The sequence below is a fragment of the Dehalococcoides sp. genome (assembly GCF_041654235.1).
GTDB lineage: Bacteria > Chloroflexota > Dehalococcoidia > Dehalococcoidales > Dehalococcoidaceae > Dehalococcoides > Dehalococcoides mccartyi_B.
In genome coordinates this window covers 1-13,264 of the sequence record NZ_JBAZDW010000016.1, presented here as the reverse complement: position 1 = coordinate 13,264, position 13,264 = coordinate 1, and the positions used below count along the sequence as shown (strand labels likewise).

The window sequence follows — 13,264 nt, the reverse complement described above, 5'->3', positions numbered from 1 at the left end:
AGACTATGGCTAAAACATCTAAAATTGTTCAATCCCAGCGCGCATCCAAGTTCAAGGTGCAGCACCATAACCGTTGTAGCCGGTGTGGTCGTCCCAGGGGCTATATTAACAGGTTTGGTTTATGCCGCATCTGTTTCCGCGAGCTGGCGTTACAGGGACAGATACCTGGTGTCCGAAAGTCCAGTTGGTAGGGTATAATTGAGGTTTAATAACGGGGGTTTACGATGATCTCTGATCCGATTGCAGATATGTTAACAAGAATACGAAATGGCGTAATGGCCAGACACGAGGTAGTAATCATGCCGGCTTCCCGGATGAAACAGTACCTTGCCAAGGTCATGAAACAAGAAGGCTTTATTGCCGGTTATGAAGTGATTGGCGCCAAGCCCAAACGTCAGCTGAAAATAGTTCTTCGCTATGACGAAGGTGGTGCTTCCTTCGTCAGCGGGCTGGAAAGAATCAGCAAGCCCGGTCTTCGGGTTTACGTACAGCGGGGCGAAATCCCCCGTGTTTACGGCGGTTTGGGTGTTGCCATTGTCTCCACCTCAAAGGGTGTTATGACTGGTTCACAGGCCTGGCGCCAGGGGCTCGGTGGCGAGCTGCTTTGCAAAGTCTGGTAAACTAGAGGTTTTGATATGTCTAGAATAGGTAAAATGCCGATAAAAGTTCCACCTGGCATAAAGGTGGATATAAACGGGAATGATGTAACTGTTAAAGGCCCCAAGGGGACACTTAGCAGAAGCTTCAGGCCTGAAGTAACCATTAACCGGGAGGGTGATTATTTGGTAGTAGCCCCGGTGGGTACAGACAAGGCCACCAGGTCTTTCTTTGGCCTTAGCCGGACCCTTTTGGATAATATGATTGTGGGTGTCAAAGACGGTTTTGACAAGAACCTGGAAATCGTGGGCGTGGGTATGCGTGCTGATAAAGACGGCGACAAGGTTGTCTTTAAGGTAGGCTTTTCACACTCTGTTACAGTAGCTCCTCCGGCGGGCATCACTTTGAGTGTAGACGGTACCACCAAGGTCAAGGTATCCGGTATAAATAAAGAAGATGTAGGCCAGATGGCTGCTGAAATCAGGTCTATCAGAAAACCCGATCATTATATGGGCAAGGGTATCAGATATGCCGGCGAATATGTACGCATCAAACCCGGCAAGGCTATAGGAAAGGGTGCTAAGTAATGGCTAAAGTAAATGCCAGAGAAGCGCGAATAGTTCGGCACGAACGGTTACGCAAGAAGGTCAGCGGTACAGAAGCCCGCCCCAGATTATGCGTTTTCCGGAGTATCGAAAACATTTATACTCAGGTAATTAATGATAACTGTGGTTCAACCCTTGTTCAGGCCTCCACCAAGGATGCCGAGCTGAAGGCTGAGCTGGACGGTAAGACTAAAACCGAACAGGCAGTTGTTATAGGCAACTTGATTGCGAAACGGTCTCTTGAAGCAGGCATCTCGGAAGTAGTTTTTGACCGCGGCGGTTACAAATATCATGGCCGGGTCAAGGCTTTGGCTGAGGCTGCCCGCTCTGGTGGCCTGAAATTCTAAGGAGGACGGAAAAGACGTGTTAGCTAAGGTAGAAAGAATCGATCCTTCTGAGCTTGAACTGAATGACAAGCTTATATTTATTAACCGCGTAACCAAGGTGGTTAAAGGCGGTAAGCGCATGGGTTTTGCAGCTCTGGTAGTAACTGGAGACGGCAAAAATCACGTAGGTATTGGCGTAGGCAAGGCTAAGGAAGTTCCTTCAGCTATTTCCAAAGCCAGTGCCAATGCCAAGCGCAATCTTTCCCGTATACTTTTAAATGGGACTACTGTTCCTCATGAAATCGTTTTCAAGTATGGCGCCGCCCAGGTTTTACTGAAACCGGCTGCTCCCGGTACCGGCATTATAGCCGGCGGCAGTGTGCGGGCAGTATTGGAATCCACTGGTATCAAGGATGTTTTGACCAAGTCTATGGGTTGCAGCAACAAGGCTAACGTTGCCAAGGCTACTTTAGGCGGTTTGACTGCTATGCGGGATCCCAAAGCTACTGTTACCAAGCGGCGCTCTTCGTTGAAAGAGGAGGCTACTGGTGGCTAAGATTAAGATTACTTGGGTAAAAAGTACTATCGGGTATAAGTTTGACCAAGCGGCCACTATCAAGGCTCTTGGTTTCAAAAAATTAAATCAGAGTGTTATACAGGATGACTCTTCTGCCATACGTGGCATGATACTAAAGGTGAGGCATCTTGTTGTTCTGGAAGAGGTGACCTAGTGAGACTGCATGAACTTTCTCCAGCCCCCGGTTCAAGAAAAGACCGCAAGCGGGTAGGCCGCGGCGATGCTGGACGGGGTAACTATTCGGGACGCGGCATGAAGGGTCAAAAAGCCCGCTCCGGTGGTGCTACCCGGCCCGGTTTTGAAGGTGGCCAGTTACCCATATATTTGCGTCTTCCCCGGAAACGCGGGTTCTTTAATCCCTTTCGGATTAAGTACGCTGTGGTAAATATTGAACAGCTAAATATGTTTGAAGCTGGCACTGAGGTCACTCCTGAGACCCTGCTGGCGGCAGGCTTAATAAGGAACTTTGTAAAACCGGTAAAAATACTTTCCTCCGGACATATTGACCGGGCTCTGGAAGTAAGCGCCCATAAATTTTCGCAGGCAGCCAAGGCTCAAATTGAAGCTGCTGGCGGTAAGGTACAGGAAATAGACTATGCGGCAGAAATCGAGTAGACCACGCCTCTTGCAGGCGATGATTGACGCTTTCAGCTTGCCTGATCTAAGGCGTCGGTTGCTGATTACTTTAGGGATATTGATTGCGGCACGTTTCATTGCACATGTGCCGCTTCCTGGCGTTGATTCAGTTGCGCTTCAGGAATTGTTTGACCAGAATGGAGCGCTGGGTATGCTGGATCTGTTTTCCGGCGGTGCCATGCGCTATTTCAGTGTGGCGGCTTTGGGTGTCTACCCTTACATCACCGCTTCCATTATTATGACTTTGCTTACGCCGGTTATCCCAAAACTTTCCGCACTTTCCAAAGAGGGTGATGCCGGGCGTAACAAGATTAACACCATAACCCACTGGTTGGCAGTACCGACGGCTGCTTTGGCCGGTTACAGCCAGTTGCTTCTTCTCCAGAGGGAAGGAGCGGTGGCTCAAACTGAGCCTTTAGCGGCAATTGCCATTGTTCTCTCAATTGTGGCCGGTACCATGTTTATGGTCTGGCTGGGCGAACAGATTACCAGCTATGGCATAGGTAATGGTATTTCACTGATTATCTTCGCCGGTATCGTAGCCGGTCTGCCGGATATGATTGGGCGGGGTTTGATGGCTTCTGACCAGTTTGCGGGTTTGGCTGTATATGCCTTTATGGCTCTTTTGACTACAGTTTTGATAGTTATCTTTACTGAAGCACACCGCAGAATCCCTGTTCAGTATGCCCAGACTGTTATCCGCAGCGGCAAAATGTATAGGCGTGGCGGCGAGAGCCACATACCCTTGCGGGTTAACTCTGCCGGTATGATCCCCCTCATTTTTGCCTCTGCTTTGGTAATGCTACCGGGTTTGGTGGCCAGTTATTTCATGGCAGGGTCAACTGCCGAACCGAATTTTTGGAATAGTGTTTACACTATATTCAGCTCTAGTGCCTCCATGCCAGGAGGGTTGGTATACTGGAGTCTTTACTTCTTTATGACTATAATCTTCGCCTTTTTCTACACCATGGTGACTTTTGAACAGCAGGATATACCCGGTACTCTCCAGAGGCAGGGCGGTTTTGTGCCTGGCATTCGTCCCGGCAAAATGACCGACCAATACCTGAGCGGTGTTATCGGTCGGATTACTTGGGCTGGTGCGCTGTTCCTTGGCTTTGTGGCTATTATGCCCTTTCTTGCCCGTGAAGTCACCGGTATACAGGTTATTCAGCTGTCCAGTTTTGGTATGCTGATTGTGGTTGGTGTAGCCCTGGATACTATGAAGCAGCTCGAAGCGCAGCTTGTAATGCGGCGTTACGAGGGCTTTATTAAGTAGTCAAGAATAGTGTATAATGTTATTTTCCTTGGAGCCCCGGGTTCGGGCAAAGGCACGCAAGGTGAAGTAGTTGCCAAAGAACTCAAGCTGGCGCATATGGCTACAGGTGATTTGTTTCGCAAAGCTATAGAGTGCGGTGATGAGTTGGGTGATACCGTTAAGTCCTATATGGAACGGGGCGAACTGGTGCCGGATGAGATTACCATTAGTGTGGTCTTGAAGCACCTTGCAGGTTTAACAGATGTTACCGGAATTATCCTGGATGGATTTCCCCGAAGTCTGCGACAAGCCGAAGCGCTGGATGAAGCGCTGGTACAGCAGGGACAAGGGATTGGCAGGGTAATATATATAAATGTGCCGGGAGATGAGCTTGTCCGGCGCTTGAGCGGCCGCTGGGTTTGCCGAAGTTGTCAGTCACCTTATCAGAGTGGCTGTGCGGAGGTAACCAAGGGAAAATGTAGCCGCTGTCAGGGTGAGTTATATCAGCGTCCTGATGATACACCGGAAACTGTAAAGGAAAGGCTCAAAGTGTACTTTAGCAAAACAGCGCCTCTTATTGAATACTACCGCTCAAAGGGTAAGCTCAGTGAGATAGATGGTATGGCTGAAATATCAGAGGTTACCAAACGTATTATATCAGCTATAAAGTGCGGTAAGTAACCGGTTTATGGCCATAATACTGAAAACCGAAAAAGAAATTGCTATAATGCGGCGGGCTGGTCATATACTGGCGGTTGCTTTAGAAGAAGTTAAGAAGAATGTCAGACCGGGAATAACTACCCGGGAGCTGGACGAGATAGCTGAAAGGGAACTGTTACGCAGGGGGACTACTCCTTCGTTCAAAGGTTACCAAGGCTTCCCGGCCAGTCTTTGTGCGTCTGTTAACGAAGAAATTGTTCACGGCATACCCGGGGGACGGGTATTAAAAGAAGGCGACATAATATCGCTGGATATAGGCAACATATTAGAAGGATTCCAGGCGGATATGGCCGTAACAGTAGGGGTGGGTGAAATATCACCTGCCGCCCAACGGTTAATATCTGCTACTCAGGCCGCGTTGACGGTCGGGATTGCTCAAGCCAGGGCAGGCGGGCATCTCGGCGATATAGGTGCGGCAGTGGAGGAATATGCTCAAAGCAGAGGGTATGGGGTAGTCAGGGAATATACCGGACATGGTATAGGTCGGAATATGCACGAAGACCCCCAGATACCGAACTTTGGCCGCCGGGGTAAAGGCCCGGAATTAAAAAAGGGTATGACATTGGCCATAGAACCAATGTTAAACATTGGCACTGAAAAGACAAAAGTAGCCCCAGATTGCTGGACAGTGTATACTGCGGATGGTAGTTTGTCGGCTCATTTTGAGCATACAGTTGCCATTACCGATGGTGAGCCGGAAATACTCACCCTGATTGAAGAATAGCGGGGATTTATGCCTAAGAAAGATGCAATAGAAGTTGAAGCGACAGTACTGGAGGCTTTGCCCAGTGCTGCTTTTCGCGTTCAGCTTTCAAACGGGCATGAAGTCTTGGCCCATATTTCGGGTAAAATGCGGGTACATTACATAAGGATTTTGCCCGGAGACAGAGTACTGGTGGAGTTATCTCCCTATGACTTGACCCGCGGCCGGGTTACATACCGATTCAAGTCATAGGTTTGGGAAGGATACAGGAGAACAGTAAATGAAGGTTAGAGCTTCGGTAAAGACAATGTGCGAAAAGTGCAAAATAGTGAAACGTAACGGGGTGGTTAGAAATATTTGCACCAACCCCAAACATAAACAGAGGCAGGGTTAAGGAGGCATTATGGTTCGCATAGCGGGTACAGATATACCCGATAACAAACAGGTTTATTTCTCGTTGCAGTATATATTCGGTATCGGCCCTGCTCGCAGTGAGAAAGTACTTGTTCAGGCGGGTGTGGATAAAACGATTCGGGTTAATAAACTGACCGATGAGGAAATCAACCGCCTTAGGGAAATTATAGATAAAGAGTATCGGGTAGAAGGGGATCTTCGCAAGGAAATTACCCTCAATATCAAGCGGCTTATTGATATTGGCTGTTACCGTGGTATTCGCCATAAGCACAATTTGCCGGTACGTGGCCAGCGCACCAAAACTAATGCCCGTACTCGTCGTGGCCCGCGCAAGACTGTGGCAGGGCGTGGACAAAAACGTGGCGCAACTAAGAAATAAACGCTAAGTAGCGTAGGAGGATATAATGGCAGTTAAAAAGCGTGCCGGTGCCAAGAAAAAAGAGAAGAAAGTAATACCTGTAGGTAAGGCCTATGTACAGGCTACCTTTAATAATACTATCGTAACTCTGACTGACCTTCAGGGCAATGTTATTGCCTGGGCCAGCTGTGGTACTGCCGGTTTCAAGGGCTCGCGCAAGGGTACTCCCTATGCCGCCCAGATGGCCGCCCAGACCGCTGCCCGCAAGGCTGCTGAAAGCGGTCTGCGTCAGGTAGAGGTACTGGTAAAGGGACCGGGCAGCGGCCGTGAAGCTGCTATCCGTTCTCTTCAGGCTTCAGGTATAAATGTGACCGCAATAAGGGACGTCACACCCATTCCTCATAATGGTTGCCGTCCTCCCAAGAGAAGGAGGGTATAGAGGTAGAATATGTCTAGAGAAACAGGTGCAGTTTGCAGAATGTGCCGCCGTAGCGGCGATAAGTTGTTCTTAAAGGGCGACAAGTGCGTTACCAAATGTGTTTTTGAAAAACGCCCCAAGCCCCCCGGCCCTCAGCTGGGCAGACCCCGCCGTCTGTCTGACCGCGGTCAGCAGCTTCGGCAGAAACAGAGCATACGCTGGAGCTATGGTATGACGGAGCGTCAGTTCCGCCGTTTCTTCGGCTTGGCTAATGCTCAGCCCGGTGTTACCGGTGATAATATGATGATTCTTTTGGAACGCCGTCTGGATAATGTTTTGTTCCGCTTGGGTTTTGGCACATCACGTGCCCAGGCCAGACAGATTGTTATGCACGGACATATATTGGTAAACGGCCAGAAAACCGATATTCCTTCCTATCTGATTAAAGAAGGTCAGGAAATAACTGTACGTGAAACCAGCAAGGCTACTGCATATTTCAAAACTTTAGCCGAAAATATTGAAGCCAAGGCAATTCCTGGTTGGTTAAGCTTGGATCGAAAAACCCTTTCCGGCAAGGTCATTAGTCTGCCTAATGCCGGTGATATAGACGCTAGATTCGATGCTCAGACCGTAGTTGAGTACTACTCCAGGTAACTAGTATAAGGAGGTATTTCGTGTCTGATCTAGCTATACCCACAATTAGTTGCACCGAGAGCGACGGCAAGTACGGACGCTTTGTGGTAGAGCCTTTGGAAAAAGGTTTCGGGACTACTATGGGTAATTCACTTCGCCGTATACTTCTTAGCTATCTGGACGGGGTTGCTATTACCCGTGTCCGGATAGATGGTATCCAGCATGAGTTTTGTGCTCTGCCCAAGGCCAAAGAAGATACACTTGATTTTTTGTTGAACCTTAAAAATATAAGGGTTGAGAGCCTTTCAGGACTTGAGGGTATTTTGTACCTGAGAGCTTCCGGCTCCAAGGTGGTTACGGCAGCAGATATTGAACCCTCAAATGATTTTGAGGTAGTAAATCCTGAGCTATATCTGCTTACCCTTGATTCAGATGATGCTGTTTTGAATGTGGAACTTGAAGTAGAGCTTGGCCGGGGCTATCGTCCTCCGGAAAGCGCCGAGAATACGCCTATAGGCACTATTCCGGTCGATGCCATCTTCACCCCCATTCGCAAGGTGAACTTTACCACCGAGCCTATGCATGTAGGCCGTGAAACCAGTCTTGAACGTTTGGTGCTTGAGGTATGGACTGACGGTACAGTAGAACCTGCCACCGCAGTCAGCCGCTCAGCTGATATTCTGGTGAAACAGTTTGCGTCTCTGGTTAGCCACAGCAAGGTAGTGGCTGAAATAGAAGCCAGCGAGCCGGTTAAATACACTATACCGGAAGAAAAATATAACATGCCTATTGAACAGCTGGATCTGTCTGTCAGGGCAGTAAATTGCCTGCGTCATGCCGGTATAACTACGGTAGGCGAGGTCATAAACAGGGGAACCAAGGAACTGCTTACTTTGCGCAACTTTGGCCTTAAGTCTCTGACGGAGCTTGAGGACAGACTAAAGACCATTGGTTTGTCCCTGAACCCTGAAGATGAGTTGTTTGAAGAAGCTGAAAACAATAAGAAGAAAAACAAGGGCATAGACGAAGACTAAAACTTGTACTTGCACATAAGGTGAGGAAATATGAGACACAAAGTATCAGGTAGAAGATTTGATAGACCCACTGGCCAGAGAATGTCGCTTTACCGCAATCTGGTAACGGATCTTTTAAATTATGAGGAGATTACTATCTCCGAGCCACGGGCAAAGGAAATACGGAGCATGGCTGAAAAGATGATTACTCTGGGTAAAAAGGGTACTCTGGCTTCCCGCCGCCGTGCTTTGGCTTTCGTGTATATGCCCGGTATTGTTGAGAAGGTTTTTGAAGACCTGTCAAAGCGATATGCTGAGCGTCCGGGTGGTTATACTCGCATGACCAAGCTTGGTCCCCGTCAGGGTGATGGTGCCGAGATGGTTAAACTGGAACTTATCAAGTAGCTTTTTGGGAGGGGTATTATCTCACCCAGGGTATTGATGGTAATAGAATATGAGGGCACCAGATATTCGGGTTTTCAGATTCAGGACAAAGGTGCTACTATACAGGGAGAGCTGGAAACAGCTATCCGGAAATTAACAAGTGAACAGACCAGAGTGAGTGGTTCCGGAAGGACAGATGCCGGGGTACACGCGGCTTACCAGGTAGTCAGTTACCTGACGGAATCTTCACTGGGGTTGGAAAAAATTAAAGGCGGGTTAAATTATTACCTGCCGCCGGACATAGCCGTAAAAGAAGTCCACTTTGTAGCCGAAAACTTTGATGTGAGACGCAGGGCTATCAGCCGTGAGTACTCTTACCATATATTAAATAGCAAAACTCGCTCACCGCTTGCCAGACTTCAGGCCTGGCAGGTGCCTTACAAGCTGGATATAAAGCTTATGGAACAGGCTTTTAAGATGCTTGAAGGGGAGCATGACTTTATCGCTTTTGCCTCCAGTCTGGGGCCGGAGATAAAGAAAACTGTCCGCCGGGTTAATTGGACACGGTTAGATATTGTAGAGGACAGGCTGATATTACGGATTGAGGCCAATTCCTTTCTTACCCATCAGGTGAGAAATACTATTGGAGTACTGGTGGAACTGGGACGCGGGACTATTAGCATGGGCGAGTTTGGGGCATTATTTGAGGCTAAAACCCCCGGACTGGCGGGGCCGGCAGCGCCGGCTTGTGGACTGAGCCTCGTTCGGGTAAACTATAGAGAACCTTTTGGGAGTTAAGATGAACACTTACACAGTTAAAGCTAGTGACATAAAACGGGATTGGCACGTAATAGATGCCTCCGGCCGTGTGCTGGGTGAGGTAGCTGCTGAAGCGGCCAAATACCTCATGGGCAAGCACAAACCCATGTTCTGCCGCAATCTGGATTGCGGTGACTACGTGGTTATCGTAAATGCAAAGAAGATAACGGTTACCGGCAACAAGCTGGACCAGAAGATGTATTATCGCCATTCCGGCTTCCCCGGCGGTTTCCGCCAGGAAAAACTGGGTGACCTTCTGAAAACCAAGCCTTTGTTTGTGATTGAACATGCTGTAAAGGGCATGATTCCCCGCAATACCTTGGGTGCCCAGATTTTGGCTAAATTAAAGGTCTATGAAGGTGCGGAACACCCCCATGCCTCTCAGACCGGCGTAGTAAGCAAGGAGTCTTAACGGGAGATAGTAATGGTAGAGAAGAATACTTATTTTATTGGTGTTGGTCGGCGTAAGACCGCAGTTGCCACTGTAAAACTGATGAGCGGCAACGGCGTTATAGTGATTGATGGCAAGCCCATCGAAGAACGTTTTACCCGCATTCAGGAACGCAATGTTATTCTAAACCCCATGATGGTTACCGATACCATGGGCAAGTTTAACGCTGTTATAAAGGTTCTCGGAGGCGGCGTCACCGGTCAGAGCGGGGCTATTGCCCATGGCATTGCCCGCGCCCTTGAAAAGACCGATGAGAAACTGCGTGCTGCCCTTAAGAGCAATGGCCTTCTTACCCGGGATGATCGGACTAAAGAACGCAAGAAGCCCGGTCTGAAACGTGCCCGCAAGGCTCCTCAGTACACTAAACGTTAAGACTGTCTATATATACATAAAACAAAGACCGGAACCTCAAAGTTCCGGTCTTTTTATTGGTTGAAAACAGGTTATTTAGTTCCCGCGTTCGTCTCTGAAATAGCGCACCACTCCGATAATAGCTGTGAGCAGGCCAATAGCCATACAAAGTATACCGAGGACTGTTTGGGAAAAAGATAGGCTGTCAATATCGGTTGGCTGCAAGTAGGTAAAGATACCTATGCCTATCATAACTATCCCCAGACCGAGGTAAAAAAGACTGGTTTTCATGAATAACTCCGGAAAATTAATTTAAATATTATAACATATGAGTACCTTGATTTGGGATGTGAGGAAGAGAACAAGATGGTTGGCAGATTTATCAGGTGATTGGAAACCCCTGCAGTGAAACACTGTCGGATAATCTCCAGTATTTAATCTCATTCTGGTGACACTTGTTATTATCTTTTTGTCTATTAAGATTATGCCAATAGCAAGTTAATCATAGTGTCTTCCCCAAAATACTTGCAGAGAAGCTCAAATGGTGCGGCAGGATTCCCGCTGAGCACCCATATGGGGCATGAGAGGAAAGGGTTATATAAAGTCTTCATGATGCCCGTAAAACCATCCTGTGCCCTTTGAGCAACCCTCTGGCTGCTGTCTTGGCACTATCTGCTGTAAAAGAATTTAGCTTTCGGCTAATTTCCGTTTGAAGTAGTCAACCGCGTCTATCGGGTAAGGGTCTACCCCGGTCAGGAAAGCCAGATACAGGCTTACGAAGTCTCCCTGAAGTATCAGGCTGAGTGTTTGGCAGAGGGGACTAAAGCCGTAACCGTCAATGCTGAAAACGGGTATTTTGGCCAGATGAAGCATATCAGTGGTAATCCGCATGCGCTGGTGGATGCGTTTAGACAGATAGGTGGTTTTAAACATCACTGCCGCCCAGTAACGGCCAGAACTCCGGGGCAGTTCGTAGCCCACCACCGAGTTATGGTTCATCTCAGGTATTTCTTCGGCAAAGGAAAAGCATTTAGCATTTTCGTTCAACTGGGTTTTAAAACGGCGGGCTGCCGGGAATGTTACTCCGGAACCAAATGCCATAACCGCCCGTCCTTCCAGTTTGCCAGCCAGCTGTTTAGCGGAATTGTTGGTAGTCTGGTGTTTTTCTGACAGCCTTTCCGCAATCTGGGACAGCACTATCAGGCTTTCACTTACTTCGGCAGATTTGTTGGGTATAAAGCCCAGCTGGTGGAGAATGCTTAAAATAGGTAGCACTCCATAGGCAATGGCAGTGCTGGGGCGGTAAGTATAGTCGTAAATCAGTCCGGGTATATTATGAGCAGTAGCCATTTCTTTCAGCTGTCCACCAGTGGTTAAAACCAAAAGTTTGGCATGGCGGTTGAGGGCTTGATTAAAGCAGGAGACCACCTCTTCGGTTGAGCCGGAACTGCTGGAAGCAATAACCAGTGTATCTGCAGATACATATGCCGGTAGCAAATAATCTTGATGCAGGTAGATGGGGATTTTGCACTCATCCCGCACTATCCGTTCTGCCAGCTGGGCACCCACCCCTGAAGTACCCATGCCCAGTATTACCACCTGTTTGATAGTGCGGTAATCTTCAGGCAGGCTTAAGGCTTCTGCTGTTTCCCATGACTGTTTACAGAGCAGGGGCATGCGTTTAAGCTCATCCAGCATGTGGTGAGGGTCAAGTTTTTCATAAATATTCAGGTCATCAAGATTGATAATATCCATCAGGTATATCCCCAAGACAATATTTTAGATACCGGAAAGTTTGCGGCCGTTTTCAAGCAAAGAGGCGGTTTTATCCTGACTGGGGCTTTCGGCATATATCCGCAGGAGCGGTTCGGTACCCGAAAAGCGGATAAGAAGCCAGCTGCCGTCTTCCAGCTTGTAGCGGAATCCATCCAGCCTGTCCGTGGAACTCACTTTGGTTTCAGCCAGACTCTCAGGTTTTTGGTTTGCCAGATGTTTCATTATTTCTTCGCGGCAGGCTTCATCAAAGGTATAGTCAACTCTGTTGTAATAATGAGGCCCTACCTTGGAGTACAGATATTCAAGCATCTTGGCAGGTGATTTGCCGGTAGTAATCATAAAATCCAGAAAATACGCCCCTGCCAGTATGGCGTCACGTTCAGGCACGTGCCCGGCAAAGCCATAGCCGCCGCTTTCTTCTCCGCCGATAAGGGCATTTTGCTCTATCATTACGGGGGAGACATATTTGAAGCCCACTTTGGTTTCAAATACCGGTACATTATAAAGCTTCCCCAGCTTGTCTATCATGCTGGAGTTGGTAATGGTTTTAACCAGCGGCCCGCGCAGTCCTTTTACTTCCAGAATATAGAGTGCCAGCAGGGAGAAAACCTGAAGCTGGTTAAGAAAATTGCCCATTTCGTCTACCACACCCAGACGGTCAGAATCACCATCAGTAGCCAGCCCTATATCTGAGCGTATATCCTTGACAAGCCTCATCAGCTTATTCAGGTTTGGGGCAATCGGTTCAGGCTGAAGCACATCAGGAAAATTGGGGTTGGGTTCGGCGTTTATTTCGTTCAAACGATTGCAGCCGCCCTCAAGCAGGTGCTTGAAATAGCCTATGCCGGCGCCGTACATAGAGTCTATGGCTATGTTGAAACCGGCTTCCCGCAGTTTTTCAATATCTACCAGTTTGCTTATTTGCTCAAAATAGGCGGGTGCAAGGTCTATACATTCAATAAGTCCGCGGGAAACAGCTGTGTCAAAATCCAGACGGGATACCGAAGGGTTATCTCCCAGTTTGGCTATTTCTGTTTCAATGGCAGTTATCATGTAGGTAGGGGCACTTGCTCCGTCCGCTGATTTTACTTTAAATCCGTTCCAGATGGCGGGGTTGTGGCTGGCGGTAATTATTACGGCACCTGCGGCTTTCAGGTTTACCACCCCATGGCTGATTACTGGTGTAGGGGTGGGGCATGAACCAAAATAGGTTTTTATGCCGCTGGCC

At 48.3% G+C, this 13,264-nt stretch carries 23 protein-coding genes; 20 read left to right on the top strand and 3 right to left on the bottom strand.

Annotation, left to right across the window (positions count from 1 at the left end; translation table 11 throughout):
• The first annotated feature begins 5 nt into the window (after positions 1 to 5).
• From WC259_RS03340 to rpsI, 20 genes are read left to right on the top strand one after another with little or no spacing between them, the layout of a single operon-like run.
• On the top strand, positions 6 to 191 hold the full coding sequence (locus WC259_RS03340) for a type Z 30S ribosomal protein S14 (RefSeq protein ID WP_010936264.1): 186 nt from the start codon (positions 6 to 8) through the stop codon (positions 189 to 191).
• A gap of 33 nt (positions 192 to 224) precedes the next feature.
• Positions 225 to 620, top strand: coding sequence for a 30S ribosomal protein S8 (gene rpsH / locus WC259_RS03335; protein ID WP_011309009.1), 396 nt, complete (start codon positions 225 to 227; stop codon positions 618 to 620).
• 15 nt (positions 621 to 635) lie between these two features.
• On the top strand, positions 636 to 1,184 hold the full coding sequence (gene rplF, locus WC259_RS03330) for a 50S ribosomal protein L6 (RefSeq protein ID WP_011309010.1): 549 nt from the start codon (positions 636 to 638) through the stop codon (positions 1,182 to 1,184).
• Positions 1,184 to 1,549: a 50S ribosomal protein L18 gene (gene rplR, locus WC259_RS03325; protein WP_010936267.1), complete on the top strand. Its 366-nt coding sequence runs from the start codon at positions 1,184 to 1,186 to the stop codon at positions 1,547 to 1,549. The genes rplF and rplR overlap by 1 nt, the downstream gene beginning before the upstream one ends.
• A 16-nt stretch (positions 1,550 to 1,565) precedes the next feature.
• Positions 1,566 to 2,084, top strand: a complete 519-nt coding sequence (gene rpsE / locus WC259_RS03320) for a 30S ribosomal protein S5 (RefSeq protein ID WP_011309011.1) — start codon at positions 1,566 to 1,568, stop codon at positions 2,082 to 2,084.
• The gene (gene rpmD, locus WC259_RS03315; protein WP_011309012.1) at positions 2,077 to 2,259 is read left to right on the top strand and encodes a 50S ribosomal protein L30; all 183 of its coding nucleotides are present in this window, start codon (positions 2,077 to 2,079) and stop codon (positions 2,257 to 2,259) included. The genes rpsE and rpmD overlap by 8 nt, the downstream gene beginning before the upstream one ends.
• Positions 2,259 to 2,720 carry a 50S ribosomal protein L15 gene (gene rplO, locus WC259_RS03310; RefSeq protein WP_011309013.1) on the top strand — a complete coding sequence of 154 codons (462 nt, stop codon included), beginning with the start codon at positions 2,259 to 2,261 and terminating at the stop codon, positions 2,718 to 2,720. The genes rpmD and rplO overlap by 1 nt, the downstream gene beginning before the upstream one ends.
• Positions 2,701 to 4,017, top strand: coding sequence for a preprotein translocase subunit SecY (gene secY, locus WC259_RS03305; protein WP_011309014.1), 1,317 nt, complete (start codon positions 2,701 to 2,703; stop codon positions 4,015 to 4,017). The genes rplO and secY overlap by 20 nt, the downstream gene beginning before the upstream one ends.
• A 9-nt stretch (positions 4,018 to 4,026) precedes the next feature.
• A complete protein-coding gene (locus WC259_RS03300) occupies positions 4,027 to 4,677 on the top strand; it encodes an adenylate kinase (RefSeq protein WP_058316972.1) in 651 nt (216 codons plus the stop codon).
• Between the two features lie 7 nt (positions 4,678 to 4,684).
• Entirely contained in the window at positions 4,685 to 5,440 is a 756-nt protein-coding gene (map, locus tag WC259_RS03295) for a type I methionyl aminopeptidase (protein ID WP_011309016.1), read from the top strand.
• 9 nt (positions 5,441 to 5,449) lie between these two features.
• Positions 5,450 to 5,671, top strand: a complete 222-nt coding sequence (gene infA / locus WC259_RS03290) for a translation initiation factor IF-1 (protein WP_010936274.1) — start codon at positions 5,450 to 5,452, stop codon at positions 5,669 to 5,671.
• A gap of 28 nt (positions 5,672 to 5,699) precedes the next feature.
• Positions 5,700 to 5,813 (top strand): 50S ribosomal protein L36, encoded by a 114-nt coding sequence (gene rpmJ, locus WC259_RS03285; RefSeq protein ID WP_010936275.1) that lies wholly within the window; start codon positions 5,700 to 5,702, stop codon positions 5,811 to 5,813.
• A 9-nt stretch (positions 5,814 to 5,822) separates the two neighbouring features.
• Entirely contained in the window at positions 5,823 to 6,212 is a 390-nt protein-coding gene (gene rpsM / locus WC259_RS03280) for a 30S ribosomal protein S13 (RefSeq protein ID WP_011309017.1), read from the top strand.
• A 25-nt stretch (positions 6,213 to 6,237) separates the two neighbouring features.
• Positions 6,238 to 6,630 carry a 30S ribosomal protein S11 gene (gene rpsK, locus WC259_RS03275; RefSeq protein ID WP_011309018.1) on the top strand — a complete coding sequence of 131 codons (393 nt, stop codon included), beginning with the start codon at positions 6,238 to 6,240 and terminating at the stop codon, positions 6,628 to 6,630.
• Between the two features lie 9 nt (positions 6,631 to 6,639).
• Complete coding sequence (rpsD, locus tag WC259_RS03270) at positions 6,640 to 7,263, top strand: 30S ribosomal protein S4 (RefSeq protein WP_011309019.1); 624 nt, start codon at positions 6,640 to 6,642, stop codon at positions 7,261 to 7,263.
• A gap of 20 nt (positions 7,264 to 7,283) precedes the next feature.
• Complete coding sequence (locus WC259_RS03265; protein ID WP_011309020.1) at positions 7,284 to 8,276, top strand: DNA-directed RNA polymerase subunit alpha; 993 nt, start codon at positions 7,284 to 7,286, stop codon at positions 8,274 to 8,276.
• A 30-nt stretch (positions 8,277 to 8,306) separates the two neighbouring features.
• Positions 8,307 to 8,660, top strand: a complete 354-nt coding sequence (rplQ, locus tag WC259_RS03260) for a 50S ribosomal protein L17 (RefSeq protein ID WP_011309021.1) — start codon at positions 8,307 to 8,309, stop codon at positions 8,658 to 8,660.
• A 36-nt stretch (positions 8,661 to 8,696) separates the two neighbouring features.
• Positions 8,697 to 9,437: a tRNA pseudouridine(38-40) synthase TruA gene (gene truA / locus WC259_RS03255; RefSeq protein WP_011309022.1), complete on the top strand. Its 741-nt coding sequence runs from the start codon at positions 8,697 to 8,699 to the stop codon at positions 9,435 to 9,437.
• A 1-nt stretch (position 9,438) separates the two neighbouring features.
• Positions 9,439 to 9,870, top strand: coding sequence for a 50S ribosomal protein L13 (gene rplM / locus WC259_RS03250; RefSeq protein WP_011928878.1), 432 nt, complete (start codon positions 9,439 to 9,441; stop codon positions 9,868 to 9,870).
• A 12-nt stretch (positions 9,871 to 9,882) separates the two neighbouring features.
• On the top strand, positions 9,883 to 10,281 hold the full coding sequence (gene rpsI, locus WC259_RS03245) for a 30S ribosomal protein S9 (protein ID WP_011309024.1): 399 nt from the start codon (positions 9,883 to 9,885) through the stop codon (positions 10,279 to 10,281).
• A 75-nt stretch (positions 10,282 to 10,356) separates the two neighbouring features.
• Here the strand turns inward: rpsI and WC259_RS03240 are convergent, their stop codons facing one another.
• The 3 genes from WC259_RS03240 to WC259_RS03230 form a co-directional block, all read right to left on the bottom strand.
• Positions 10,357 to 10,551, bottom strand: coding sequence for a DUF202 domain-containing protein (locus WC259_RS03240; protein ID WP_011309025.1), 195 nt, complete (start codon positions 10,549 to 10,551; stop codon positions 10,357 to 10,359).
• A 396-nt stretch (positions 10,552 to 10,947) separates the two neighbouring features.
• Positions 10,948 to 12,015, bottom strand: a complete 1,068-nt coding sequence (locus WC259_RS03235) for a bifunctional phosphoglucose/phosphomannose isomerase (protein WP_011928880.1) — start codon at positions 12,013 to 12,015, stop codon at positions 10,948 to 10,950.
• Positions 12,016 to 12,039: 24 nt separating this feature from the next.
• A partial coding sequence (locus WC259_RS03230) for a phosphoglucomutase/phosphomannomutase family protein (RefSeq protein WP_372643157.1) occupies positions 12,040 to 13,264 on the bottom strand: 1,225 nt, incomplete at its 5' end.

What these genes read in the sequence shown, in the direction of transcription:
- rpmJ (WP_010936275.1), top strand. Translation starts at nt 5,700, where the DNA reads ATGAAGGTTAGAGCTTCGGTAAAGACAATGTGCGAAAAGTGCAAAATA.
- map (WP_011309016.1), top strand. Translation starts at nt 4,685, where the DNA reads ATGGCCATAATACTGAAAACCGAAAAAGAAATTGCTATAATGCGGCGG.
- rplM (WP_011928878.1), top strand. Translation starts at nt 9,439, where the DNA reads ATGAACACTTACACAGTTAAAGCTAGTGACATAAAACGGGATTGGCAC.
- rplF (WP_011309010.1), top strand. Translation starts at nt 636, where the DNA reads ATGTCTAGAATAGGTAAAATGCCGATAAAAGTTCCACCTGGCATAAAG.
- rpsH (WP_011309009.1), top strand. Translation starts at nt 225, where the DNA reads ATGATCTCTGATCCGATTGCAGATATGTTAACAAGAATACGAAATGGC.
- WC259_RS03235 (WP_011928880.1), bottom strand. Translation starts at nt 12,015, where the DNA reads ATGGATATTATCAATCTTGATGACCTGAATATTTATGAAAAACTTGAC.
- truA (WP_011309022.1), top strand. Translation starts at nt 8,697, where the DNA reads ATGGTAATAGAATATGAGGGCACCAGATATTCGGGTTTTCAGATTCAG.
- WC259_RS03340 (WP_010936264.1), top strand. Translation starts at nt 6, where the DNA reads ATGGCTAAAACATCTAAAATTGTTCAATCCCAGCGCGCATCCAAGTTC.
- infA (WP_010936274.1), top strand. Translation starts at nt 5,450, where the DNA reads ATGCCTAAGAAAGATGCAATAGAAGTTGAAGCGACAGTACTGGAGGCT.
- rpsD (WP_011309019.1), top strand. Translation starts at nt 6,640, where the DNA reads ATGTCTAGAGAAACAGGTGCAGTTTGCAGAATGTGCCGCCGTAGCGGC.
- rplR (WP_010936267.1), top strand. Translation starts at nt 1,184, where the DNA reads ATGGCTAAAGTAAATGCCAGAGAAGCGCGAATAGTTCGGCACGAACGG.
- secY (WP_011309014.1), top strand. Translation starts at nt 2,701, where the DNA reads ATGCGGCAGAAATCGAGTAGACCACGCCTCTTGCAGGCGATGATTGAC.
- rpsK (WP_011309018.1), top strand. Translation starts at nt 6,238, where the DNA reads ATGGCAGTTAAAAAGCGTGCCGGTGCCAAGAAAAAAGAGAAGAAAGTA.
- WC259_RS03240 (WP_011309025.1), bottom strand. Translation starts at nt 10,551, where the DNA reads ATGAAAACCAGTCTTTTTTACCTCGGTCTGGGGATAGTTATGATAGGC.
- rpsM (WP_011309017.1), top strand. Translation starts at nt 5,823, where the DNA reads ATGGTTCGCATAGCGGGTACAGATATACCCGATAACAAACAGGTTTAT.
- rpsI (WP_011309024.1), top strand. Translation starts at nt 9,883, where the DNA reads ATGGTAGAGAAGAATACTTATTTTATTGGTGTTGGTCGGCGTAAGACC.
- rplQ (WP_011309021.1), top strand. Translation starts at nt 8,307, where the DNA reads ATGAGACACAAAGTATCAGGTAGAAGATTTGATAGACCCACTGGCCAG.